Genomic DNA, 22438 nt, shown 5'->3' with positions numbered 1-22438 from the left:
CGTATTGATGATGATATCGGGCTGATGTTTTTTAACCAGCTGGTCAAGCCGCTTGTTTCCCATCTTAAAATAAATATTAAATTTTCTTTTATTGTAAATTTTATCGACACCATAGTAAAAAAGGCGATAAAACTGCTTTCCGATTGAAAAACTTTTCAGGTAAAGATATTGGGTAATATCAGACACAATCGGATTTGATTCTTGATACAAATTCGAAACAGTTACATTCTTAAAACCGAGCCTTTCACACTCTTTGTAGAGCGTTTTGGCTACTTGAACATGGCCATTTCCGTAATTTGCAGTCAAAATTAATATATTTTTGTTGGTATTCAAACATATTCACCTCAATTAATTCAAACAACAAGAGCTATAATAGTAAAATAACAGGAGTCAATGTCCAATCATACCATACCATAATTATTATTTTAATTATAAATGATGAACAAAAATTAAGGTATTTTTAAAGTTTGGATCGACAGGAAAACAATGGATGCTGGAACTTTCCTTGTTCCGGGGAAATTCGTCCGAAACAAAATGGATGCTGTCCAAAACTTTTTATGGAATCTTAACCCAACTGTATTTTATCACATTTTGTATATCTTGCATCAGACCAGAGCATGAGAATTTCATTTCCACTCATACGGTGTTTCCTGGTAGACGTAATAGTTCAGCCAATTCATGAACAAAAGAGCAGCATGGGCTTTCCAGCGATTGACGGGCACTGTGCCGTTCGCTCCTTCGTTAAAATAGTGAACAGGCGGATCGATTTTTAAGTTTCTGGATAGATCTCTTTCATACTCTTCTTTAAGAGTATCGGTATCATACTCAGGATGTCCAGTCAAAAAAACCTGTTTTTCATCTTTTGAAGCAATTAAACAAACGCCTGCTTCATCAGATATGCTGAGCACCTTTAAATCGGGAACGGCTTTTAAATCATCCATATTTATATCTGTATGCCTGGAATGCGGGACATAGTAGAATTCTTCAAACCCTCTGACCAATCTTTCGTTCTTTTCTAAGATTCTGTGTTCAAAAACGCCAAATGCCTTTTTTGGCAGCCTGGTTTTGCGGATGCCGTAATGATGATACAGCCCCGCTTGCGCCCCCCAGCAGATGTGAAGCGTTGATGTGACATTTGTTTTGCTCCAGTCCAAGATTTCCTGAAGCTCTTTCCAATAGGACACTTCTTCATACGCCAGATGTTCGATCGGTGCCCCTGTAATGATCATACCGTCGAATTTTTTGTCTTTGATCGAAGAAAAAGTTGTATAAAACTGTTCCAAATGCTGCCTTGGTGTATGTTTTGGCGTGTGTGTAGACGGTATTAAAAAAGTGAAATATACCTGCAAAGGAGAATTTCCGAGCATCCTGAGAAGCTGTGTCTCCGTTTTGATTTTCTGCGGCATCAGATTGAGAATCACGATGTTCAAAGGTCTGATGTCCTGATGGAAAGCCCGTTTTTCATCCATGACGAAAATATTTTCACTTTCAAGAATCTGCTTTGCTGGCAAATCAATAGGTATGTTGATAGGCAACACGCCACCTCCGGTTTTCTCCGCTGATTTTTCTTCATTATAGGAACTTTTTGGCGATATTTCAATGTGTGAATTGTGTTACAATGAAAGAAGTATGTGAAAAATATGGAAACCCATCATGTGATATCCAAAAGGAGGCTTCTCTTTTTTATGAAATCCCGCTTATCAGACATTGAAATCGCTCAAAGCACTGATTTAAAACCGATTGCTGAAGTGGCTCGGCAACTCTCTATAGATGACGAAGAATTAGAGTGTTTTGGTTGCACGAAAGCGAAAATTTCTTTAAAAATATTTGAGCGCTTAAAAGATAAGCCTGACGGAAAAGTGATTTTGGTGACGTCCATCAACCCGACTCCGGCCGGTGAAGGGAAATCAACCGTCACCGTCGGGCTGAGCCAGGCGCTCTGGCAGGCTGGCAGGCAATCGATTGTTGCGCTGAGAGAACCGTCTCTCGGACCGACTATGGGTTTAAAAGGCGGTGCAGCAGGAGGAGGCTATGCACAGGTGCTTCCGATGGATGACATCAACCTTCACTTTACCGGTGATATGCATGCGATTACATCCGCGAACAACGCTTTAGCCGCTTTTATTGACAATCATATTCACCAAGGAAATGAATTAAACATTGATATCAGAAAAATTGTCTGGAAAAGAACCCTTGACCTTAATGACAGGGCGCTCCGTGAAACCGTCATCGCCCTGGGCGGCAAAGCGAACGGATTTCCGCGTGAAGACGGCTTTGACATTACGGTGGCCTCTGAAATCATGGCCGTTTTATGCCTTGCCACAGACTTGGATGATTTAAAAAAACGCCTGGCAGCGATGATCGTCGCCTACACTGCTGATCAAAAACCGGTAACAGTCGAGATGCTCGGGGTGCAAGGCGCACTCGCCCTGCTCCTAAAAGACGCGATCAAGCCGAATCTCGTCCAGACGATTGAAGGAACGCCTGCGCTCGTTCACGGCGGGCCGTTTGCAAACATCGCCCACGGGGCAAACAGCCTGATCGCGACGAAAATGGCTGCGAAGCTTGCTGATTATGTCGTCACTGAAGCGGGTTTCGGCGCTGATTTAGGGGCTGAAAAATTCATGCATATCAAAACGAGAGCGGGCGGATTTACGCCGGGAGCGGTCGTGATTGTGGCCACGGTAAGAGCCCTGAAGATGCACGGCGGAGCATCAGCTGAAGATTTGAAAAAAGAAGGGTTAGAGCCACTGAAAAAAGGAATCGAAAACCTTGAAAAACATATCGAAACGATTTCCGCCTTCGGACTCCCATATGTTGTAGCCGTCAACCGGTTTGTCCATGATACGGAAAAAGAGCTTGAAACCGTGCTTGGCTGGTGCAGGGACCACGGCCACCCCGCTGCCTTGTGCAATGTGTGGGAAGAGGGCGGAAAAGGCGGGCTGGATCTTGCCAAGGAAGTCATCCATGTACTGGAGAATAAAGATCATCAGTTTTCTTATTTATACGAATTAACCGACTCGGTCGAGGACAAATTAGCAAAGGTTTCACGCATCGTTTACGGAGCTGAAGGAGTAAAGCTTACAGAAAAGGCGAAAAAGCAGCTTCAGGAGATTAAAAAGAACGGTTTAGGAAATTTGCCTGTATGTGTTGCGAAAACCCAATATTCATTATCAGATGATCCGGAGAAAACCGGAAGGCCGAAAGATTTTTTCATTACCGTCCGCGAATTAAAACCGTCTGCAGGCGCCGGCTTTATCGTGGCCCTGACCGGCAGCATTTTAACGATGCCGGGACTGCCCAAGCGTCCAGCCGCACTTCAAATGGATGTGGATGAAAACGGCAGGGCAAAAGGGTTATTCTAATAGGAGGGATCGGCATGTCGATTTATGATATCAGCGTCAAAACGATAAAAGGCGAGGAAACGACGCTTAAGCCTTATAAAGGGAAGGTTCTTCTGATCGTCAACACAGCCAGCAAATGCGGGTTCACGCCGCAGTATAAACAGCTCCAAGATCTGTATGATACATATCAAGACCAGGGGCTTGTGGTCTTGGGCTTTCCATCCAATCAATTCATGAATCAGGAACCTGGCGATGAAAAAAGCATCGAGGAATTCTGCAGTTTGAATTACGGAGTGACTTTTCCGATGTTTGCCAAAGTCGATGTCAAAGGGAGTGGGATACATCCGCTGTTTCGGCATTTAACAAACCGGGCAAAAGGGATGCTCGGAATCAAAACGGTCAAATGGAATTTTACAAAGTTTCTCGTCGATCAAAAAGGAGAGACCGTTGTGCGCTTTTCTCCGCAGACCAATCCTAAAGAAATGGAAGAGACGATACAAAAATGGCTGGGATGAATCGGCAAAAAGAGCAACAGATCAGCCGGATGGCAAAGTGGGTAAAGGAAAAGCTCGCACATGAAGGCACAGGACATGATTGGCTCCACATTTCAAGGGTGCGCTCCTTGAGCCTTGTGATTGCAAAAGAGGAAGGCGCAGACCTGTTTATTACAGAAGCAGCCGCTCTTGTACACGATTTGATCGATGAGAAACTGTCCGAAAAGCACCGGGTTCCGCTCAGGGAACTGGCCAGCCGCTTTTCAGAATGGAATGTAGAGAGAAAGGCTGCCGAGAAAATCCTCGGCATCATTACGAGAATGTCCTTCAGAGATAGAGAAAAATATAAAGATACAGAGCTTTCAAAAGAAGGAATGGCTGTACAGGACGCAGACCGGCTTGATGCGATCGGTGCCGTCGGAATTGCCAGGGCATTCATGTATGCGGGCGCCAAAGGCCATTTGCTGTATGATGAGGAGGCTTCTGAAAAAAACATTCCTTCTGCGGCGAGCCATTTTGATGAGAAACTTCTTCATTTAAAAGATCTGATGAATACTCAAACCGGCAGAACGCTCGCTGAAAAAAGGCATGATCTGATGCTTACTTTCCTGAATGAACTGAAAAATGAGTGCTCTATGACGGGCAAACGGCCTTTATAGATCAAGAGTAGGGGTTATGGTAGAATAAGACCCTGATCTTTTAACAGAGGGGGACAATCATGAAAATTAAATCAATAGAACCGACGCCAAGTCCAAATACGATGAAGGTTATTTTGACCGAAGAACTGCCCGGCGGAAAAAGCAATAACTACAAAAAAGACCAGGCTGAAGGTGCGCCTCCCGTCATTCAGCAGGTTTTAAACATAGATGGGGTAAAAGGCGTCTACCATGTGGCAGACTTCTTGGCTGTAGAACGAAATGCCAGATTCGACTGGAAAGACATCCTTCCGGCGGTTCGTTCTGCATTCGGAATGGATGATGGGGAGGAAAGCGGTGCAGCTTCCGAAGAAAAAGAATCATTCGGCGAGGTCAAGGTATTTGTGCAAATGTTCAGCGGCATTCCGATGCAGGTCAAATTGACTGACGGTGAGCGCGAGGAGCGTTTTGGCCTGCCTGAGCGGTTTCAGGAGGCGATTCTAAAGCTCAAAACGGCATCTTCCAATGTCGTGCTTGAGCGTTCTTGGAAGGAACAGGGAGTCAGATTCGGCGATTTTTCCGAAATCGGCCGTGAAGTGACAGAAGAACTCCAAGCTGCTTATGATGACGAACGGCTGCGAAAACTAACGGAATCTGCCGCCTCACAGGATACGGAAGCGAAAAGGCATACCGTGCAGCGAACATCTTACAAAGTGACGCTTAGTATGCTTGATGAGGAAGATTGGCAAAAGCGCTATGCTCATCTGGAACAAATGGATCCAAAGGAAGAGGACATCCCTGTGCTTCAAAAAGCGCTCGATGATCCGAAAACATCCATCAGAAGACAGGCCGTCGTTTATTTAGGCATGATCGAAACGCCTGACGTTCTTCCGCTCCTATATAAAGCGCTGAAAGACAAAACGATTACCGTCAGAAGAACGGCGGGGGATTGTCTGTCAGATATCGGAAATCCCGAAGCCATCCCGGCAATGATCAAAGCTTTGAAAGATCCGAGCAAGCTCGTCCGCTGGAGGGCAGCCATGTTTTTATACGAAGTCGGCGATGAAAGTGCACTTCCCGCTTTAAAAGAGGCTGAAAATGATCCGGAATTCGAAGTCAGCCTGCAGATCAAAATGGCGATTGAACGGATTGAACATGGTGAAGAAGCGAAAGGATCCGTTTGGAAGCAAATGACGGAAAGCCGCAAGAAAGAAAACGGTTAAAAACAAAGACGCTGGAAACAGCGTCTTTTTTATGGATTCAGCAGAGATTTTGGAAGCATTCCCCATCAATCGTTAAACACGGGCAATGGCTATTGGATGATCTCTGAAAAAAACCAGTGTCTTGTTATAAAATATCACTTTTTCTATAAAAATATTTCGAATATTGTTGAAAAACAGCCTGAAAATATATATAGTAGTTAGCAATCATATGGAATGTGGAGGTTCTGATAAATGGGGAATGATTGGCAAATGGATGTCATAACAGCCGCCATCTTGAATGTCAGTCCAAGAAGCGGTTGATAGACAGTTTTTAAAACTGAATATTCAGAAAATATAGAATGTAAAAACGAAGGTTTAGGAGGATCACCATGACAGGTTTACGCAGTGACATGATTAAAAAAGGAATCGACAGAGCGCCGCACCGCAGTTTGTTACGTGCGGCAGGGGTAAAAGAAGAGGACTTCGGCAAACCATTTATCGCCGTTTGCAACTCATATATTGATATCGTACCGGGTCATGTCCATTTGCAGGAGTTTGGAAAAATTGTCAAAGAGGCGATCAGGGAAGCCGGCGGCGTGCCGTTTGAATTTAACACGATCGGAGTCGATGACGGAATTGCAATGGGGCATATCGGCATGAGGTATTCCCTTCCAAGCCGTGAAATCATCGCAGATTCCGTTGAAACAGTTGTCTCAGCGCATTGGTTTGACGGGATGGTATGTATTCCAAACTGTGACAAAATCACGCCAGGCATGATCATGGCGGCGATGCGGGTCAACATTCCGACCGTTTTTGTCAGCGGAGGACCGATGGAAGCGGGAAGAACTAGCGACGGGCGGAAAATCTCGCTTTCTTCTGTATTTGAAGGTGTAGGCGCCTATCAATCTGGGAAAATCGATGAAGAGGGGCTGCAGGAGCTTGAACAGTTTGGCTGTCCAACCTGCGGATCTTGCTCAGGAATGTTCACGGCCAACTCGATGAACTGCCTTTCTGAAGCGCTGGGAATCGCACTTCCAGGCAACGGCACCATTTTAGCGACGGCTCCGGAAAGAAAAGAGTTTGCCAAACAATCGGCACGTCAGCTGATGGAATTGATCCGCTCAGATGTAAAACCGCGCGATATTGTTACAGAAAAAGCGATTGACAACGCGTTTGCTCTGGACATGGCGCTTGGCGGATCGACGAATACGATTCTTCATACGCTTGCGATCGCCAATGAAGCAGGTGTTGACTATTCGCTTGAACGGATTAATGATGTTGCGGCAAGGGTTCCGCATTTATCAAAACTCGCGCCTGCATCTGATGTGTATATCGAAGATTTGCATGAAGCAGGCGGCGTATCAGCGGTCTTAAACGAACTGTCGAAAAAAGAAGGCGCGCTTCATTTAGATACGCTGACGGTTACGGGAAAGACGCTCGGAGAAAACATTGCCGGCCACGAAGTGAAAGACTCAGGGGTCATTCATCCAATCGACGAGCCGTTTTCAGAGCAGGGCGGGCTTGCCGTATTATTCGGCAACCTGGCGCCTGACGGAGCGATCATTAAAACGGGAGGCGTCCAGGACGGCATTACCCGGCACGAAGGTCCCGCTGTTGTCTTTGATTCTCAGGAAGAGGCGCTCGACGGCATTATCAATCGCAAAGTCAAAGCAGGAGATGTTGTCATCATCCGTTATGAAGGTCCTAAAGGCGGGCCTGGAATGCCTGAAATGCTTGCGCCGACTTCACAGATCGTCGGAATGGGACTCGGTCCTAAGGTCGCTTTGATTACAGACGGCCGTTTCTCAGGAGCTTCCCGCGGCCTTTCCATCGGCCACACCTCCCCAGAAGCAGCCGAAGGCGGTCCGCTTGCATTTGTAGAAAACGGCGACCATATTGTGGTGGATATCGAAAAACGGATCTTGAATATTGAGATTTCTGATGACGAATGGGAAAAAAGAAAAGCAAACTGGCCGGGTTTTGAGCCTAAAGTGAAAACAGGCTACCTTGCCCGCTATTCCAAACTCGTCACTTCAGCCAATACAGGCGGCATCATGAAGATTTAAGTCTGACGTTTGAAATTCCGTCCCCTCTATAGTATCCTTGACATCAGTAGTCAAAGGTTTATAGAGGGGGCTTTTATATGTCAACAGCTTATGAAGAATACATGCGCCAGCTCGTTGCTCCAATGCGTCAGGAATTGGTGCAGGCCGGCTTTATGGAGTTAACAACCGAAGAAGAAGTGGAGAATTTCATGGAAGCTTCCGAAGGCACAACGTTCGTCGTTGTCAATTCAGTCTGCGGATGTGCCGCTGGACTGGCAAGACCTGCCGCCGTTCAGGCTGTCTCAGGGAGCGAGAACGGACCTGATCAGACCGTTACCGTATTCGCGGGGCAGGACCGGGAAGCGACGGCAAAGATGAGGGAATATTTTGAAGGATTTGAACCTTCTTCTCCTTCCATGGCTTTGCTGAAAGGAAAAGAAGTCGTTCATTTCATCCCGCGTGAAGAAATTGAAGGCCGTGAGATGACAGAGATTATGAAAAACATCACGGACGCTTTTGAAAAACATTGTTAACATGCCCTCTGGAAGGGCATTTTTTACGGAGAAAAATATGATTATCACAACAAGCTACAGACCCTCAGAGGAGACCGTATTCACAGCAAAAAACATCAGCCGGACGCTTAATGGCCGTTTTTCCGAACGGAGAAAACGGCCGATCTATCAAATTCAGCAGACTGAACAAGATCAGGTTCTCGTGGTCGGGAAAGAGCGTTTTGAGCTTTATTTCACGGATGGAGAAAAGTTTTTCTTTCATCCCAACTCGGCGATGTTTCGCGCCAAGCGGTTTTTAAAAGGGGAAGCAGATCCGTTTATCGAAGCGGCTCAAATTGAGCCGGGCGACAAGGTGCTTGATTGTACACTCGGGCTCGGCTCAGATGCGATCATTGCGAGTTTGGCCGCCGGTGATGAGGGAACAGTCCGCGGAATTGAAAAAAGCCCGCTCCTGGCCTTCCTTGTTAAAACAGGGCTTCAGACATGGGAAACGGATCTTGTACCTATGAATGAAGCCATGAAAAGGATTCAGGTGCTGTCTGAGGACAGTTTTGAATACCTCAATCAGCTCGATGATGATTCAGCAGATGTCGTCTATTTCGATCCGATGTTTGATGAAGGAATCAAAGAATCTGACGGCATCGCTCCTTTAAGAAAACTGGCGCACTCTGATTTTACGCTTTCCGCAAGTTTGAAAGAAGCCCTTCGGGTAGCCAGAAAAAGAGTGGTCCTGAAAGACCACTGGAAGAGTCCGCGATTTGAGAGATACGGTTTTCGCGTGCAAAAACGAAAAACCGCCCTGTTTCATTACGGGGTTTTGGAAGCTAAGCCGAACGATGAAAGCTCAAGGTGTTAAATCCTTGGGTTTTTTTAGTCTGCGATTTCCATGACAATAAAATAAGCGAGGGTTATTAATGAAGCTGTGATTAAAAGCCCTTCTACCATAAAGGATCACTCCCAGTTTTGGAATTTTCATCTTTGATTGTAAACGTTTTAGCGAAAAAAGAAAAGGCGCTTTTGCTTTTCATGTCCATTGTTTTTTGAATGACTGAAAATTCAACATATGATAGAATAAGAGAAAATGAATGTAATCAGAAGGGAATTAATCAGTCATGAAGATGTGGATGAGAAAATCTCTTGTAGCCTTGTTTACAATTGCGACGTTCGGTCTTGTGTCTCCTCCTGCCGCCTTAATGGCGGACAAGCCGACTGAACATCAGAATATCAAACAAACCGGATATACGGCTGTCTATCAAAAGCAGGAAGAATCACAGCCCAACGGGGAACAGGAGTCTAAATCTTCTTTTAACCTCTACAAGAATGAACTGCTGAATGATGCAGAAGACCAATCATTTATCAAATTTGGAGACCGGATTTCGCCTGTAATCGAAGAGGAGTACAGGGAAGAAGTCCTTCCAAAGATTGAAGAGGCCATCGTCAGCCATCTCATGACACTAAAGGACAATGATGACTACCAGGATCTGGTGATTTCTAAAAGACCGGCAGCGGGAAAATCAGAGAAAATCTTCCATGTGTATAACCGGAAGACCGGTGAAGATGTCTTGAGATTTCATGTGCGCAGGGACAAGCCCCCGCATAAAGGCTACTGGTTTAATTTTCATTACCACACCGCAGAAGACGGGTTTCAAAAACATCATGATCTTGGCAGCATTTACTGGGATCGCAATACACCGCCTAACTGGATGAGTCACTAAAGGAGATTGATTGCAGATGAAGAAATACACGATGAATGAAATGGTCCATCTGACAAAAAACATGCTGAATGAGCGTGGAGTCAAGATTGAAGATATCGGGCTCATCGTTCAAAAGCTTCAGGAAAAATATCACCCCGACCTGCCGCTCAGTGTATGTATTGAAAATGTCGAGAAAGTGTTGAACAAAAGGGAAATCGTTCATGCCGTTTTAACGGGTATCGCGCTTGACCAGCTCGCTGAGAAGAAGCTGCTGCCTGAACCGCTTCAATATTTGGTGGAAACGGATGAACCGCTTTATGGAATAGATGAAATCATTCCTCTTTCTATCGTAAACGTATATGGTTCGATCGGTCTTACAAACTTTGGCTATTTAGATAAAGAGAAGTTTGGAATCATTAAGGAGCTTGATGATTGTCCTGAGGACGAGGTTCATACGTTCCTTGACGATATCGTGGCAGCGCTGGCCGCCGCTGCTGCAAGCCGCATCGCCCACACGCATCAGGATCTTGAAGATGAAGAGAAGGAAGAGAAAAACGAGCAGCCCACCATAAAAAGCTGATGACAATAACAAAACCCGCCATTCGGCGGGTTTTTTATGTGGGCATATTTTATGATGGTTTTCTGAAAAATGTCTTGTTTTCCAAAGGCTAATCGAGATACACTACAAAAGGATGAAAAAAATGAAACAAAATCGGGATTTATGCCGTCATATGTTTAGATCACGGGGAACAAAAAAGCATTCAACAAGAACGGGGAATTCAACAGTGCGTTCGGCTGCCTGGTCAGATCAGCCTCCTGTAAGGCTTGCCTTGATTAACACAACTCCATCTTCTGCATTACTGTTCATTGATGATCATAAAAAGAAGACAATTGCATGATCCGGCATTGCCCAGTATTTACATATTATAGATAAGGAGCTGTGAGCACATGATCTCGTTCATCACTGCAATGGACCGAAACCGTCTTATCGGTAAAAACAATGATTTACCATGGCATCTGCCGCAAGATTTGAAATACTTTAAAGAGGTCACAAACGGTCATGCCGTCATCATGGGAAGAAAAACATTTGAATCAATCGGAAGGCCGCTGCCGAACCGGAAAAACATTGTCGTCACAACTGATAAAGGGTTGGATATACCGGGCTGCGAAGTGCTGCATTCGGCAGAGGAAGCGGTGCAGTATGCAAAAAACAGAGATGAAGAATGTTTTGTCATCGGCGGTTCAAAACTATATACAGAGCTCCTTCCTTTTGCGGATAAACTGTATGTGACAAGAATCGATGAAACCTTTGAGGGAGACCGCTACTTTCCGGCATTCGGCGAAGATGAATGGGACGTCGTCTCAAGGCAAAAAGGCATAAAAGATGACAAAAACCTTTATGACTACGAATTCCTCGTTTATCAAAGAAAAGGATAGAGAGGAGGGATTTTCTTGATTCGCTATGGTTTTCTGTTGATTTATGCGGCATATATGCTCATGAAGCATATCAGGCTGTTAAATGAGCTTCAGACGCTTGATCCGCGTCTTTCCTACGCCAATCAGATGAAGGCGGTTTATGATAAACCGAAAGCCTTTATGAGAGGATGCATCGGCCTCACCGGTTCAACCGTATCCATTCATCAGTTCGGAAAAACGCCGGCGGGTCCTGTACTTTATGTCCATCCGAAGCTTAATCTGGCGGAGCTGGCTCTCCTGCTCGGCCACCTCGACAAAACCGCCTCATTTTTTGCAGATCCGCGCGCATTTCGTTATCCGCTGATCAGGCAGTGGCTGAATAAAATGGCTGTGGTTAAAAAAGGCGCGGACAAAACAGCAGCAGTTGAAGAAATAGAAGAAATCGTGCGTAAAGGCCAAAGCTTCATTCTTTCAGAAGATGATGGAGTCGATTACCAATCCTTGTCAAAGCGGCTTGGCGTTCCGATCGTTCCGATCGAGACAGCCGGTATCGCTGATATGAAAAAAGGTGTGTTTTTCAAAAGGCTCAAGCCTGTTGATATCGATTTGACGATCCATCCGGCCTATGTCATTTCCGAAAAAGAGCAGCTTCAAGCTTAGTGCAGAAGGTGTCAGATTCAAACAAAAAACCAGGCTTTAAAAAGGAGCCTGGTTTTTTATATTATGCGACGTAAAAGAGCACACAGAAAAACATTGAGGCGCTGCCTCCGAGTACGAAAGTATGCCAAATCGCGTGGTGGTAGGGGATCTTTCTCCATAGGTAGAAGATCGTTCCAACAGAGTACAAAATGCCTCCTAAAAGAAGCAGGGCAAACCCTTCTCCTGTTAAAGCCGTATAGAGCGGTTTGATGGCGATGATCGCCATCCAGCCCATCAATAGATACATCAATGTACTGACGACGATAAAACGTTTGACAAAAAAGATTTTAAAAACGATGCCGCAAAGGGCAAGCCCCCAGACGATTGCAAGCATCGTATAGCCTAGCGCGCCTTGAAGCGAGCTGAGAAGAAGCGGTGTATAGGTACCCGCAATCAAAACATAAATGGCTGAATGGTCAATGATCTCCAGGATATCTTTCGTTTTTTTGTGCTGAATGCTGTGCAGAAGTGTGGAGCTTAAATAGAGAAACAGCATTGAAGCTCCGAAAATCGAAAAGCTGACAATGTCCAGCGGATTTCCGTAGCGCACCGCAAATATCACTAAAAATACAATGGCGGGAATCGACAGCAAGACACCGATTCCATGTGTAATGGCATTGGCGATTTCTTCTTTGATTGTGTACAAAACGAGTCACCCTTTCTACTCTTGGATAATGTGATTTTTTAACGAGCTTAAAAAACGCAGGCCTTCAAGGGTAATTTTTGTTCCGGCTCTTCCGCGGCCTTTTGTGACATATTCCCTTTTTTCCAAATAATCCAGTCTGCTGCGCACCTGCTGAGGTGTGAGCTCTGATTTTCCGCTTTTGCTTTGTTCAGACAGCACCCTCCGGCTGGCCGGCTCCCCTTTTTCATTTAATTGCTTAATCGTTTCCAGAAGATAGGCAAATTCCTCTTTTTCCATTAATGTGAGCGATTTTGCCACCGCTTTTTTATCTTTTGTTTTGTTCTTTTCAACCTGTTCCCTTAAAACCGGGGGTGTGTCATAAAGCTGAATGGTTTTTTGGTCTGAGACGGTTTTCATGTATTCCGTCATGTTTTTCAGCTCTCTGACATTGCCTTTGAAATCGTACTGCTCCAACGCCTTCCAAACGATAGGTTCGACATATATATCATGATCTCCGCTTTTAAGAAAATGATGTACGAGAAGAGGAATATCGTTTCTTCGTTCTTCAAGAGAAGGCAGCCGCAGATCAAGCACATTGAGTCTGTAATACAAATCCTTGCGGAACTGATTTGTTTCAATCCGCTCGATAAGAGGGATACTTGAAGATGAAATCACTCTTTTGTGCATGCCTTTTTCAATTGCTGCCAAGAGCTTTCCCTGAAGGGGTAGAGAAAGACCCCACACCTCATCGAGAAACAAGGTGCCAGGCTGATTTTCGGGATTGCGTAATAGCTCTTCTGCAGGATCTTCTTCATGCAGCGTACTGCAGCTGACCTGCACGAAAGGACCCTTTCTGAAAGATGATTCATCATGAATGGCCTTCGCAAACAGCCCTTTGCCCGTTCCGGTTTCTCCATGGATGAGAACCGGGTGAGCAGACTGTGCAAATTTTTTTGCTCGGTTTTTCGCCAGTAAAAAAGAATCGCTTTCTCCGATAAGCTCGGCGACTGCAGAAGAAGGATGTTTGCTTTGTATCATAACTATGCTCCTTTTGGTTCCAATTGGTTATATTATAACACCCAATTGGAACAAATAAAGACTTTTTTGAAAAAAGATTCGGCTCGCTGTCATAGTGCATGAAACATTTGTGGCTATCGTATATATAGAAAAGTGTATAATATTCAGTAAATAACAAAGAATCGCCCTTTAAATTTTGAATATTCATGATATAATGGCGTATTAAATAAAGCTTTATAAAGAAAGGATCCTATACATGAAACCGTTGCTTAAAGAAAACTCTCTCATCCAAGTCAAAGATATTTTAAAAGCCCACCAAAATGTAAAAGATGTTGTTATTCATACCCCTCTTCAAAAAAATGAGAGACTGTCTGAGAGGTACGATTGCAACGTTTATTTAAAAAGGGAAGATTTGCAGGTTGTCCGCTCATTCAAGCTGAGAGGCGCTTACTATAAAATGAAGCAGCTTTCAAAAGAAACGACGAAAAACGGCGTTGTCTGCGCGAGTGCCGGAAATCATGCACAGGGAGTTGCTTTTTCGTGCAAGCATCTCGGCATTCACGGCAAGATTTTCATGCCTTCGACAACCCCGCGACAAAAAATTTCCCAAGTCGAACTGTTCGGGAAGGAATATGTCGAGATCCTTCTGACCGGAGATACATTTGATGACGCATACCAGAGCGCCGTCGCCTGCTGTGAGAAAGAGGAGCGCGCATTTATCCATCCGTTTGATGATCCTGCGGTCATGGCCGGCCAGGGAACGGTCGCTGTTGAAATATTAAACGATATCGAAACAGAGCCCCATTATTTATTTGCAAGTGTGGGGGGAGGCGGCCTTCTTTCAGGGGTAGGAACCTACATGAAAAACGTTTCCCCTGAGACAAAGCTGATCGCGGTTGAGCCTAAAGGAGCGCCTGCACTTTTTGAATCCAACAAAAAAGGCGAAGTTGTCACGCTTGAAAAGATCGATAAGTTCGTTGACGGAGCAGCCGTGCAAAAAATCGGCGAGCAGACCTTTAAAACGCTTGAAACCGTCGTGGATGATATTTTGCTTGTTCCGGAAGGCAAGGTATGCACCGCCATTCTTGAATTGTATAACCAGTGCGCGATTGTCGCTGAACCGGCCGGAGCCTTGCCGATTGCCGCTTTAGATCTGTATAAGGATGAGCTTAAAGGGAAAAATGTCGTGTGCGTCATCAGCGGAGGAAATAATGATATCGGCAGAATGCAGGAAATCAAAGACAGATCGATGATGTACGAAGGGCTTCAGCATTATTTCATTGTGAATTTTCCGCAAAGGGCCGGAGCTCTGCGTGAATTTTTGGATGAGGTGCTCGGGCCTAATGATGATATTACCAGGTTTGAATATACAAAGAAAAACAATAAAAGCAGCGGGCCTGCCCTTGTCGGCATCGAACTGAAGCAGCGGGAAGACTACGATCCGCTGATTGAGAGAATGGACAGAAAGGGATTCCGGTATGTTGAAGTCAATAAAGACGAAGGGCTGTTCAATCTGCTGATTTAAGAACTTTTTTTGAAAACGTGCATCATTCAAAGACAACGGCTCCTCAGATTATGTATAATAAAGAAAATATCAAAAATGAGGATTGATAACTTGTTACTTAAAAGCCTAGAGTTCAAACGATCGGATGGACAGCAGGTGAAGGTGACGGAAATACCTTTGTTAAAGGAGGACGACCCGCATTTTTTCATGGCGAATCTGAGGCTTGAAGCGTATTTAAAAGAGCTTTATGGCTCGAAGCGGAAAAGGAGCGTCTACTCCTTCAGGGAATACTTAAAAAGAGCGTTGAAATGGCAGGATTATCTGGCCATTTACCAACACGATGAACTGAAACATAATGCATAATATGTAAAAGCATTCTTTGCCGGCTAACAAGGAAAGCCGCTTGAAAAGGCGGCGGGTGGCTTATGGCCGGCAAAGAATTTTTCATGCGGTTTTTGGCCGGCACCATGTATGACATCATTTGAGACTGACAGGATGTGAAGGGAATTGACAAGCATTAAAATTATAACGGATTCCACAGCTGATTTAGGCGAGGAAATACTGCGCAAATACAACATTTCCGTACTGCCGCTTTCCATCGCGATTGACGGAATTGTATACAGAGATCAACTGGATATTCAATCAGACGAATTTATTGAAAAAATGGAGTCCGCGAAAGAACTTCCGAAAAGCTCGCAGCCTCCTTTGGGCGCTTTTATTGAGCTGTATGAAAAGCTTGCGGCAGACGGGAGCGAACTGATCAGCATCCATCTTTCAAGTGAATTGAGCGGTACGTTCCAAACGGCTGTAAGCGCTTCGAACATGGTCGACGCCAGCATTACGGTAATCGATTCCATGTACATCTCAAAAGGTTTGGGTTTTCAGGTTGTCAGGGCGGCCGCACTTGCCCAGCAAGGCTGGACGGCCGATGCGATTATAAAAGATCTTGAAGATTTAAGAGACCGCATTTCCTTGTATGTGACAATCGACAATTTTGAAAACTTAATAAAAGGCGGGCGCATCGGGAGGGGAAAAGCGCTGCTCGGTTCACTGCTCAAAGTGAAGCCGATTGCAAGGCTTGAGGACGGCATCTATACACCTGAGAAAAATGTCCGCAGCACCAGCCAGCTTATCCGTTATTTAACAGGCCAATTTCTTTCAGCTGTCAAAGGCAGAACTGTGCAGGCGATCGGAATCGCCCATGCCGATGCATTGGATCTGGCAAATAAATTGAAAGCTTCTTTGCTTGAGCATATACCCGGGATCGATATTGATGTTTCCTATACGACGCCGATCATCTCGGTTCATACGGGCAAAGGAGCGATCGGTTTTACCTTTTATACCGATTGATAAAGGGGATGGGAGGATTTGAAAAACGTTTTCACCATATTTTTTGCAGGCGTGCTCATCGTCATCTTATGCGCTTGCGGAAACAGCAAAATAAAAGATCCTTTGAATTATGATGTTGAATCGTTTTCTTTTCAAAATCAAGAGAAAAAAACGGTGTCGCTAGAAAGTTTAAAAGGGGAAGTTTGGGTGGCGGATTTTATTTTTACAAACTGTGAAACGGTCTGCCCGCCGATGACCTCGCATATGGCAGAACTGCAAAAGCAAATGAAACAAGAGAATGTACAAGCCAGGATTGTCTCATTTAGTGTTGATCCCGAAAATGACACTCCTGAAAAATTAAAGAAATTTGCGGCTAACTATCCGCTCACCTTTGAAAACTGGGACTTTTTAACCGGGTATTCACAGGCTGAGATCGAAAAATTTGCGCTGAAAAGTTTTAAGGCAATCGTAAAGAAGCCTGAAAATGATGATCAGGTGATCCATCAAACATCATTTTATTTAATCGACCAGGAAGGGAAAGTTGTTAAAGATTATGATGGTGTGAAGGATACGCCGTACACCGATATTATCGCTGATATTAAGACGCTGGAAAACCGTTGATGAGGGCGGGGGCACCGGCAATTAAGCCTGTTTCGTAAACACGGAAAACAGGCTTTTTTTACACCTTGCAAACGATTTTCAAAAGAATCAAAACATGGTACACTTTTTTTTAGGTCATCAAGAAGGAAGGGGCATCGTTATTGAACATACGGTATATATCACTCATGATGGCCCTTATCTGTCTGCTCTCAGCCTGTGTAAAAGGCGGCACTGGAGCCGAAAAAACATCGGCAGCACCTAAGCGCAATATTGTCATTGCCGCATTGGGCGATTCGATGACAGAGGGCGTAGGCGATCAAGAAGAAAAAGGCTATATCGGCATGGTTGCCGAACAGCTGGAAAGCCGAAGCGATGTAAAATCGGTCACGATTAAAAACTATGCCGTTAAAGGCTATCGGACTGATCAGCTGCTTAAAAAACTGCAAGATCAAGAGGTTCAGCAGGGATTGAAGGATGCAGACTATATCCTGTTTACAATCGGGGGCAATGACCTGATGAAGGTGGTCCGGCAAAACTTTGCACATTTAACGCTGAAACCCTTTCGCAGCGAACAGAAGGTTTTTGAGAAGCGGTTTGCGAATATTTTGGCAGATATCAGAAAACAAAACGGCAGTGCCAAATTGATATATGTCAGCATGTACAATCCGTTTAAGTTCACACTGTCTGAACTGAGGGAAGTTGATCAAGTCGTAGAGGAATGGAATCAAGGGGCTGAAAAAAAACTCAAAAAAGTTCCGGATGCAAAGATGGTGGATATCGCTGATATATTTGAAGAATACAGCGATGAAAAAAAGATTGCAGAAGATGAATTTCATCCCAATCAGTACGGGTATTCATTAATAGCAAAGCGAGTGTACGACCAGATTAAAAAAGAAGACCTCCCAGCAGAATAAGGTGATAAGATGAAGAAATGGAAAGGCTTATTTTTTATTTTAGCAGCAGTCAACGTGATCATAATCATCGGGGTTTTGATTCTCATATTCCTTCCCGGCGCTCAAAAGGAACAAGCCAAACCGACTCCAAGCGAGTATGAATTAAATGTGACCAGCACGAAAGAGTCTTTGGCGGCATTCATTAATACGTATTTAGAAAAGGAATCTTCGCCAGATCTTGACTACAAGATAGAAATTGATGATGAGTTCCACATTGTCGGTGCGATCCGCGCCTTTTCCTCAACGGTCGATGCAAAGGTTTCCTTCCGGCCGACGGTAGAAAAGAACGGGGATGTGGTCCTTGAAGTGACGCGGTTTTCGATAGGCAAATTAAATGTTCCCATTTCCGTTGTATTAAATTACATGGATCAGTTTTATGATCTTCCGGATTTTGTGCATGTCCGGTCAGGGGCTAAAGAAATTCAAGTCCGTCTGTCAGAGATGCCGCTTAAAAACGGGATGTATATTAAAGCAAAAAACATTGATTTAGAAAAAGATCAAATCGAATTTATCTATTATCAGCCGGCTGTATCGTCAGATTCATAAGGTTGACGAAAGCTGTAAAATGAACGAAAATAATAAACAATTGATCTGTTCTTTTTAAATACAGGGGTGAACATATGGAACGCATCTACGGATATTTCAGCTTGCTGTCGCTGTTATTTTCACTGTACTTCGGCAGCCTTGCCGCTTTCAGTTTTTTCGATGAAAATATGGATAAGTTGTATTTAAATATCGGCTACTGCGCTTTATTTTTAAGCATTATGATCTTTACACTTGATGTGAAAAAACACAAAAAAACAGACCGGACCAATCAATAAAAAAAGAGACATGAGAGTCTCTTTTTTTTCGCTTGTATTTAAGCTTCCTTCACTTCAAGTGAAGGAGCACCGTTGGCAAAGCCGAGGCAAAACAAATTGACGTGCCGGCCGGCCTCGAGCTGGAGTTTCGGCACGTTCAGCAAGACGGTGTTTGTGCCGGCGGCCCTTATGTCCAGGTCGATTTTTTGCGATGCAAGCGCAACGTGACGGCTGGCCTTTGCAAAGGGGATGTCTGCGAAAAGAACAGGTCCGTTTCTGACTGCAAGATCGAGAGCCGGAGCGTCCGGGGAGAGGTGGACGAATCTCATGCTGCGAATGTCCGGATCGGCCGCTTTATGGTCAGATACGCTGACCGGAAACAGCTGTCTCGCTGTGCCTGCGGCGGCGATCGTATAATATCCGCCGGGCATCACATGAACATAAGCTGTGAAGAGGGGACGGCGGAAACTGCCTGTTTTAAAAATGGCGATTTGAAGAGAGCCGCCGGGGAGCCGAACATAAGAAGACAGCTCTCTGTACGATACATTTCGAAAAATCATCATCCCGTTGACGGCCACATCTATATTTTCCGTGTGGGGAGCGGCATGGAGCAGTCTGAGCATGACGGCTCCTCTTCCGCTTGCAAAAACGGGGGACGCCATTAAGCTTTCGACATGCCGATGATGATGCCTGCCTTCGAAGTATGCTGCCAGCCGGGCATCTTGTATTGTACAGATCATCTTCTAAAACGCCCCTTTACATTCTTTCTGTCATCATATGAAGCCGGCAGGTCATCTGTCACTTCGCTTAAAAAGCCGGGAGAAGAAGAAGGAGAAACAAATGAAAATGGATTTTACATATGGAAATGTATTGAAACAGCTGATATTTTTCTCAGCGCCAATTATTTTAGCCAATCTATTGCAAATCTCTTTTCTATTCATCGACAGCTTGTGGGTCGGAAACCTGCTCGGCGCCCAAGCGCTTGGAGCCACGGCCGTATCCGGGACGGTGTTCTTTACGGTATTGTCATTTGTACTGGGGGTCAATAATGCAGCTCTGACGATTCTCGCGCAGCAGAAAGGGAAGGGCGATCAAGGAGAACTTGCCTCATATGTCAATGCGTTCGTCGTTCTGATGGCGGTGATGAGTCTGCTGCTCGGCGTAGTCGGCTATGTATTCACAGAACCGCTGCTTGCTCTCTTGCAGACACCCGACAATATGATCGGCTTAGCTGCCGGCTATTTAAAAATTCACTTTATCGGGATTATTTTTTTATTTGGTTATAATTTTATCAGCACCGTGTTACGGGCTGTCGGAGACAGTCAAACACCGCTGCGGTTTATCCTGCTTGCTGTCATCTTAAACGTTTTTATGGATCCGCTATTGATTTCCGTGTTTAAGCTGGGAATTTCCGGTGCGGCTTATGCAACCGTCATTTCGCAAGGGATCGCTTTTTTATACGGGATCGTCTATACGGTCAAAAAAAGACTTGTTCCTTTTACAATGCCGGCGCTTCCTTCGTTTAGTGAGACGTCCGTCATTTTGCGGCTCGGGGTTCCGGCAGGACTGCAAATGATGGTGATTTCCGGAGGTTCCATGGCGATTATGAGCGTTGTTAATTCATTCGGAGAAAGCGTTGTTTCCGGGTTTGGAGCAATCCAGCGCATTGACAGTCTTCTCATTCTGCCGGCGATGGCGATCGGTACAGCTGTCAACAGTATGGCGGGTCAGACAATCGGAAGCGGTGATATAGGGCGTACGAAAAAAATTGCAAATGATGGTGTACTTTATGTCATGATATGCATGCTGGCGATCAGCGCCATCATTTTCTTGACAGGGTATCATGCGGTAAGGCTGTTTATTTCTGAAGCGGAATCGGCGGCGTTTGGGGAACAGTATTTAAAAACAATCGCTTTTTTCTATCCATTTATCGGTATTAATTTTGTGTTGAACGGGGTGGTGAGGGCATCAGGTGCGATGTTCCAAATTTTAGTTCTGAATGTGATATCTTTCTGGGTTTTACGCTATCCGTTTACATACATGTTTTCGCAATGGATCGGAGAAAACGGCATTGCGCTTGGAATCGGAATGAGCTTTCTGTTAAGCAGCCTGACAGCGTTTTTGTATTACCGCTACGGAAAATGGAAGCACCTCGTTCTGTTTGAAAAATGAGAAAGCATGTCCTGGCTTGATTGAATAGTTCTTTTATTGATAGTCCTTTTACACTAAACTATCTTACGGTAAGCCCCTTATCCAAAATCAAACCTTCGCCTGGAAGAAGCATGATGAAGCAGGTATTTTTCAAGGCATGTAAAAAATGAAACAGCAAAAATGTCTTAAATCATCTTTTAACGTTATGTGATCTGACGATATAAACAATATAAAAAATGATTTTACGGCTGGGGGACGTCATGTTTTTAATCGATTTATTTTTGAACCTGTGCATTTTAATTGCTTTGCTCTTTATTTATACTCAGTTAAAGTGGAATATCATCTCCCGAAAAGTTACAGTTAAACAACTGGAGTGGATTGACGGCTTAATGGGCGGTTTGCTTGGAAACCTGCTCATGTTCTTTTCTATACAGGCATCCGATGAAACGATCATTGATTTGCGTTATGTGCCTGTCATGATTCTGTTTTTGTTCACTGGAGTTTTTCCGGCTTTTATCTGTTCCTTGCTCATTGTCGGGGGAAGGTTTATATATGGGTGGAATATCTCATCTATCGTTGCATTAATAGGGATGATCTTTATATTTATAGGGTTTTATCTTATTCTCAAAATCATGGGTAAAGATGCTGGTACATATAGTAGAACATTTGCCTTGGTTGTGTTCGCTAATCTTTCAATTTCATTTGTCATTTCGAAGACCCTCCATGATCTCTTATTATTAAAAATATTATTGACGTGGTACTGGATTTTATCTACTGTCGGCGGTTTTACCTCAGCATACGTTGTCTGGTATTTAAGAAAATCTCATTTTTTATTAAAGAAGTATGAAGAGGAGTCGTCCATTGATTTTTTAACAGGATTAAATAATGTCCGCAATTTTGATGCGATATGGAATGCTCAAATATCAAACGCAAAGGAAAAGAACGAAAAACTGTCTTTGCTGCTGATAGACGTAGATTATTTCAAAAATATCAATGATACGTACGGTCATTCAATTGGAGATGCAATTTTAAAAGAATTAGGAATGATTTTGAAAAAATCAACTCGCACGGTTGATATCGTTTCAAGAAACGGCGGGGAAGAGTTTTCAGTCATATTGCCGAACTGTTCAAATTCGCGGGCCGCAGAGATTGCTGAAAGGATACGAAATGAAGTAGAAGCACATACTTTTAACATTTCTTTTTCTATAAAAATTAATATTACGGTTTCAATTGGTGTGGTCACATTTCCGGAGGTGATTGAAAATACAGACGAGTTGATTAACAAAGCCGATCAATGTTTGTATAAAGCAAAACAACTTGGTAGAAACCGAGTGTGTACAACACTTGAAACCTCCGTTTGATCCACTCAAGATATACAAAAAGGATAGATGAAACCATGATCATCTATCCTGTCTTAT

The 22438-nt window shown here is 44.2% G+C and carries 25 protein-coding genes; 20 read left to right on the top strand and 5 right to left on the bottom strand.

What is annotated here, in order from left to right; all coding sequences use genetic code 11:
- Together BTA30_RS18955 and metA are read right to left on the bottom strand one after the other, a co-directional pair.
- On the bottom strand, nucleotides 1–333 hold a 333-nt coding region (locus tag BTA30_RS18955), incomplete at its 3' end, for an MGDG synthase family glycosyltransferase (RefSeq protein WP_434061760.1).
- A 293-nt stretch (nucleotides 334–626) separates the two neighbouring features.
- Nucleotides 627–1535, bottom strand: coding sequence for a homoserine O-acetyltransferase MetA (gene metA / locus BTA30_RS18950; RefSeq protein ID WP_076762932.1), 909 nt, complete (start codon nucleotides 1533–1535; stop codon nucleotides 627–629).
- Nucleotides 1536–1685: 150 nt separating this feature from the next.
- On the opposite strand from metA, the gene BTA30_RS18945 reads away from it, so the two are divergent.
- The 11 genes from BTA30_RS18945 (at nucleotide 1686) to BTA30_RS18890 (ending at nucleotide 12002) form a co-directional block, all read left to right on the top strand.
- Nucleotides 1686–3365 carry a formate--tetrahydrofolate ligase gene (locus tag BTA30_RS18945; protein WP_076762929.1) on the top strand — a complete coding sequence of 560 codons (1680 nt, stop codon included), beginning with the start codon at nucleotides 1686–1688 and terminating at the stop codon, nucleotides 3363–3365.
- Nucleotides 3366–3379: 14 nt separating this feature from the next.
- Nucleotides 3380–3859, top strand: a complete 480-nt coding sequence (locus BTA30_RS18940) for a glutathione peroxidase (RefSeq protein ID WP_076762927.1) — start codon at nucleotides 3380–3382, stop codon at nucleotides 3857–3859.
- On the top strand, nucleotides 3856–4497 hold the full coding sequence (locus BTA30_RS18935; protein ID WP_125921373.1) for an HD domain-containing protein: 642 nt from the start codon (nucleotides 3856–3858) through the stop codon (nucleotides 4495–4497). Before BTA30_RS18940 ends, BTA30_RS18935 begins: the two co-directional genes overlap by 4 nt.
- A gap of 59 nt (nucleotides 4498–4556) precedes the next feature.
- On the top strand, nucleotides 4557–5696 hold the full coding sequence (locus tag BTA30_RS18930; protein ID WP_076762922.1) for a conserved virulence factor C family protein: 1140 nt from the start codon (nucleotides 4557–4559) through the stop codon (nucleotides 5694–5696).
- 368 nt (nucleotides 5697–6064) lie between these two features.
- Nucleotides 6065–7741, top strand: coding sequence for a dihydroxy-acid dehydratase (gene ilvD, locus BTA30_RS18925; RefSeq protein WP_076762920.1), 1677 nt, complete (start codon nucleotides 6065–6067; stop codon nucleotides 7739–7741).
- Nucleotides 7742–7818: 77 nt separating this feature from the next.
- Nucleotides 7819–8253, top strand: a complete 435-nt coding sequence (locus BTA30_RS18920) for a BrxA/BrxB family bacilliredoxin (RefSeq protein WP_076762918.1) — start codon at nucleotides 7819–7821, stop codon at nucleotides 8251–8253.
- Between the two features lie 40 nt (nucleotides 8254–8293).
- On the top strand, nucleotides 8294–9088 hold the full coding sequence (locus BTA30_RS18915; protein ID WP_239693709.1) for a class I SAM-dependent methyltransferase: 795 nt from the start codon (nucleotides 8294–8296) through the stop codon (nucleotides 9086–9088).
- A 256-nt stretch (nucleotides 9089–9344) separates the two neighbouring features.
- Nucleotides 9345–9947, top strand: coding sequence for a YpjP family protein (locus BTA30_RS18910; protein WP_076762913.1), 603 nt, complete (start codon nucleotides 9345–9347; stop codon nucleotides 9945–9947).
- A gap of 16 nt (nucleotides 9948–9963) precedes the next feature.
- On the top strand, nucleotides 9964–10506 hold the full coding sequence (locus BTA30_RS18905; RefSeq protein WP_076762911.1) for a phosphatidylglycerophosphatase A family protein: 543 nt from the start codon (nucleotides 9964–9966) through the stop codon (nucleotides 10504–10506).
- A 368-nt stretch (nucleotides 10507–10874) separates the two neighbouring features.
- Complete coding sequence (locus BTA30_RS18895; protein ID WP_076762906.1) at nucleotides 10875–11363, top strand: dihydrofolate reductase; 489 nt, start codon at nucleotides 10875–10877, stop codon at nucleotides 11361–11363.
- A gap of 15 nt (nucleotides 11364–11378) precedes the next feature.
- Nucleotides 11379–12002, top strand: a complete 624-nt coding sequence (locus BTA30_RS18890) for a lysophospholipid acyltransferase family protein (protein ID WP_076762904.1) — start codon at nucleotides 11379–11381, stop codon at nucleotides 12000–12002.
- Nucleotides 12003–12063: 61 nt separating this feature from the next.
- On the opposite strand, the gene trhA is transcribed toward BTA30_RS18890, so the two are convergent.
- A complete protein-coding gene (gene trhA, locus BTA30_RS18885) occupies nucleotides 12064–12687 on the bottom strand; it encodes a PAQR family membrane homeostasis protein TrhA (protein ID WP_076762902.1) in 624 nt (207 codons plus the stop codon).
- A 15-nt stretch (nucleotides 12688–12702) separates the two neighbouring features.
- Nucleotides 12703–13704 (bottom strand): sigma 54-interacting transcriptional regulator, encoded by a 1002-nt coding sequence (locus BTA30_RS18880; protein ID WP_076762900.1) that lies wholly within the window; start codon nucleotides 13702–13704, stop codon nucleotides 12703–12705.
- A gap of 235 nt (nucleotides 13705–13939) precedes the next feature.
- Here BTA30_RS18880 and ilvA point away from each other — a divergent pair, with 235 nt between their 5' ends.
- The 7 genes from ilvA (at nucleotide 13940) to ypmT (ending at nucleotide 18890) form a co-directional block, all read left to right on the top strand.
- Entirely contained in the window at nucleotides 13940–15208 is a 1269-nt protein-coding gene (ilvA, locus tag BTA30_RS18875; protein ID WP_076762898.1) for a threonine ammonia-lyase IlvA, read from the top strand.
- A 90-nt stretch (nucleotides 15209–15298) separates the two neighbouring features.
- On the top strand, nucleotides 15299–15550 hold the full coding sequence (locus BTA30_RS18870; RefSeq protein WP_076762895.1) for a YpmP family protein: 252 nt from the start codon (nucleotides 15299–15301) through the stop codon (nucleotides 15548–15550).
- A gap of 144 nt (nucleotides 15551–15694) precedes the next feature.
- Nucleotides 15695–16537 (top strand): DegV family protein, encoded by an 843-nt coding sequence (locus BTA30_RS18865; RefSeq protein WP_076762893.1) that lies wholly within the window; start codon nucleotides 15695–15697, stop codon nucleotides 16535–16537.
- An 18-nt stretch (nucleotides 16538–16555) separates the two neighbouring features.
- Nucleotides 16556–17137, top strand: a complete 582-nt coding sequence (locus BTA30_RS18860; protein WP_076762890.1) for an SCO family protein — start codon at nucleotides 16556–16558, stop codon at nucleotides 17135–17137.
- A 140-nt stretch (nucleotides 17138–17277) separates the two neighbouring features.
- The gene (locus tag BTA30_RS18855) at nucleotides 17278–18030 is read left to right on the top strand and encodes an SGNH/GDSL hydrolase family protein (protein ID WP_076762888.1); all 753 of its coding nucleotides are present in this window, start codon (nucleotides 17278–17280) and stop codon (nucleotides 18028–18030) included.
- Between the two features lie 9 nt (nucleotides 18031–18039).
- Nucleotides 18040–18615, top strand: a complete 576-nt coding sequence (locus BTA30_RS18850) for a YpmS family protein (RefSeq protein WP_076762885.1) — start codon at nucleotides 18040–18042, stop codon at nucleotides 18613–18615.
- A gap of 74 nt (nucleotides 18616–18689) precedes the next feature.
- Nucleotides 18690–18890: a protein YpmT gene (gene ypmT, locus BTA30_RS18845; RefSeq protein ID WP_076762883.1), complete on the top strand. Its 201-nt coding sequence runs from the start codon at nucleotides 18690–18692 to the stop codon at nucleotides 18888–18890.
- A 38-nt stretch (nucleotides 18891–18928) separates the two neighbouring features.
- Here the strand turns inward: ypmT and BTA30_RS18840 are convergent, their stop codons facing one another.
- The gene (locus BTA30_RS18840; protein ID WP_076762880.1) at nucleotides 18929–19609 is read right to left on the bottom strand and encodes a DUF4397 domain-containing protein; all 681 of its coding nucleotides are present in this window, start codon (nucleotides 19607–19609) and stop codon (nucleotides 18929–18931) included.
- Nucleotides 19610–19709: 100 nt separating this feature from the next.
- Here BTA30_RS18840 and BTA30_RS18835 point away from each other — a divergent pair, with 100 nt between their 5' ends.
- Nucleotides 19710–21041 carry an MATE family efflux transporter gene (locus tag BTA30_RS18835; protein WP_076762878.1) on the top strand — a complete coding sequence of 444 codons (1332 nt, stop codon included), beginning with the start codon at nucleotides 19710–19712 and terminating at the stop codon, nucleotides 21039–21041.
- A gap of 239 nt (nucleotides 21042–21280) precedes the next feature.
- Nucleotides 21281–22381, top strand: a complete 1101-nt coding sequence (locus BTA30_RS18830) for a GGDEF domain-containing protein (protein WP_076762875.1) — start codon at nucleotides 21281–21283, stop codon at nucleotides 22379–22381.
- Nucleotides 22382–22438: the final 57 nt, after the last annotated feature.

The sequence above is a fragment of the Bacillus swezeyi genome, from assembly GCF_001969815.1.
GTDB classification, from domain to species: domain Bacteria; phylum Bacillota; class Bacilli; order Bacillales; family Bacillaceae; genus Bacillus; species Bacillus swezeyi.
Note: the sequence above shows the minus strand (reverse complement) of the source record. Positions and strands in the feature narration are given on the sequence as shown.

Coding starts and splice junctions, on each gene's coding strand:
- BTA30_RS18945 (WP_076762929.1), top strand. CDS start 1,686: ATGAAATCCCGCTTATCAGACATTGAAATCGCTCAAAGCACTGATTTA.
- BTA30_RS18940 (WP_076762927.1), top strand. CDS start 3,380: ATGTCGATTTATGATATCAGCGTCAAAACGATAAAAGGCGAGGAAACG.
- BTA30_RS18935 (WP_125921373.1), top strand. CDS start 3,856: ATGAATCGGCAAAAAGAGCAACAGATCAGCCGGATGGCAAAGTGGGTA.
- BTA30_RS18930 (WP_076762922.1), top strand. CDS start 4,557: ATGAAAATTAAATCAATAGAACCGACGCCAAGTCCAAATACGATGAAG.
- ilvD (WP_076762920.1), top strand. CDS start 6,065: ATGACAGGTTTACGCAGTGACATGATTAAAAAAGGAATCGACAGAGCG.
- BTA30_RS18920 (WP_076762918.1), top strand. CDS start 7,819: ATGTCAACAGCTTATGAAGAATACATGCGCCAGCTCGTTGCTCCAATG.
- BTA30_RS18910 (WP_076762913.1), top strand. CDS start 9,345: ATGAAGATGTGGATGAGAAAATCTCTTGTAGCCTTGTTTACAATTGCG.
- BTA30_RS18905 (WP_076762911.1), top strand. CDS start 9,964: ATGAAGAAATACACGATGAATGAAATGGTCCATCTGACAAAAAACATG.
- BTA30_RS18895 (WP_076762906.1), top strand. CDS start 10,875: ATGATCTCGTTCATCACTGCAATGGACCGAAACCGTCTTATCGGTAAA.
- BTA30_RS18880 (WP_076762900.1), bottom strand. CDS start 13,704: ATGATACAAAGCAAACATCCTTCTTCTGCAGTCGCCGAGCTTATCGGA.
- ilvA (WP_076762898.1), top strand. CDS start 13,940: ATGAAACCGTTGCTTAAAGAAAACTCTCTCATCCAAGTCAAAGATATT.
- BTA30_RS18850 (WP_076762885.1), top strand. CDS start 18,040: ATGAAGAAATGGAAAGGCTTATTTTTTATTTTAGCAGCAGTCAACGTG.
- ypmT (WP_076762883.1), top strand. CDS start 18,690: ATGGAACGCATCTACGGATATTTCAGCTTGCTGTCGCTGTTATTTTCA.
- BTA30_RS18840 (WP_076762880.1), bottom strand. CDS start 19,609: ATGATCTGTACAATACAAGATGCCCGGCTGGCAGCATACTTCGAAGGC.
- BTA30_RS18835 (WP_076762878.1), top strand. CDS start 19,710: ATGAAAATGGATTTTACATATGGAAATGTATTGAAACAGCTGATATTT.
- BTA30_RS18830 (WP_076762875.1), top strand. CDS start 21,281: ATGTTTTTAATCGATTTATTTTTGAACCTGTGCATTTTAATTGCTTTG.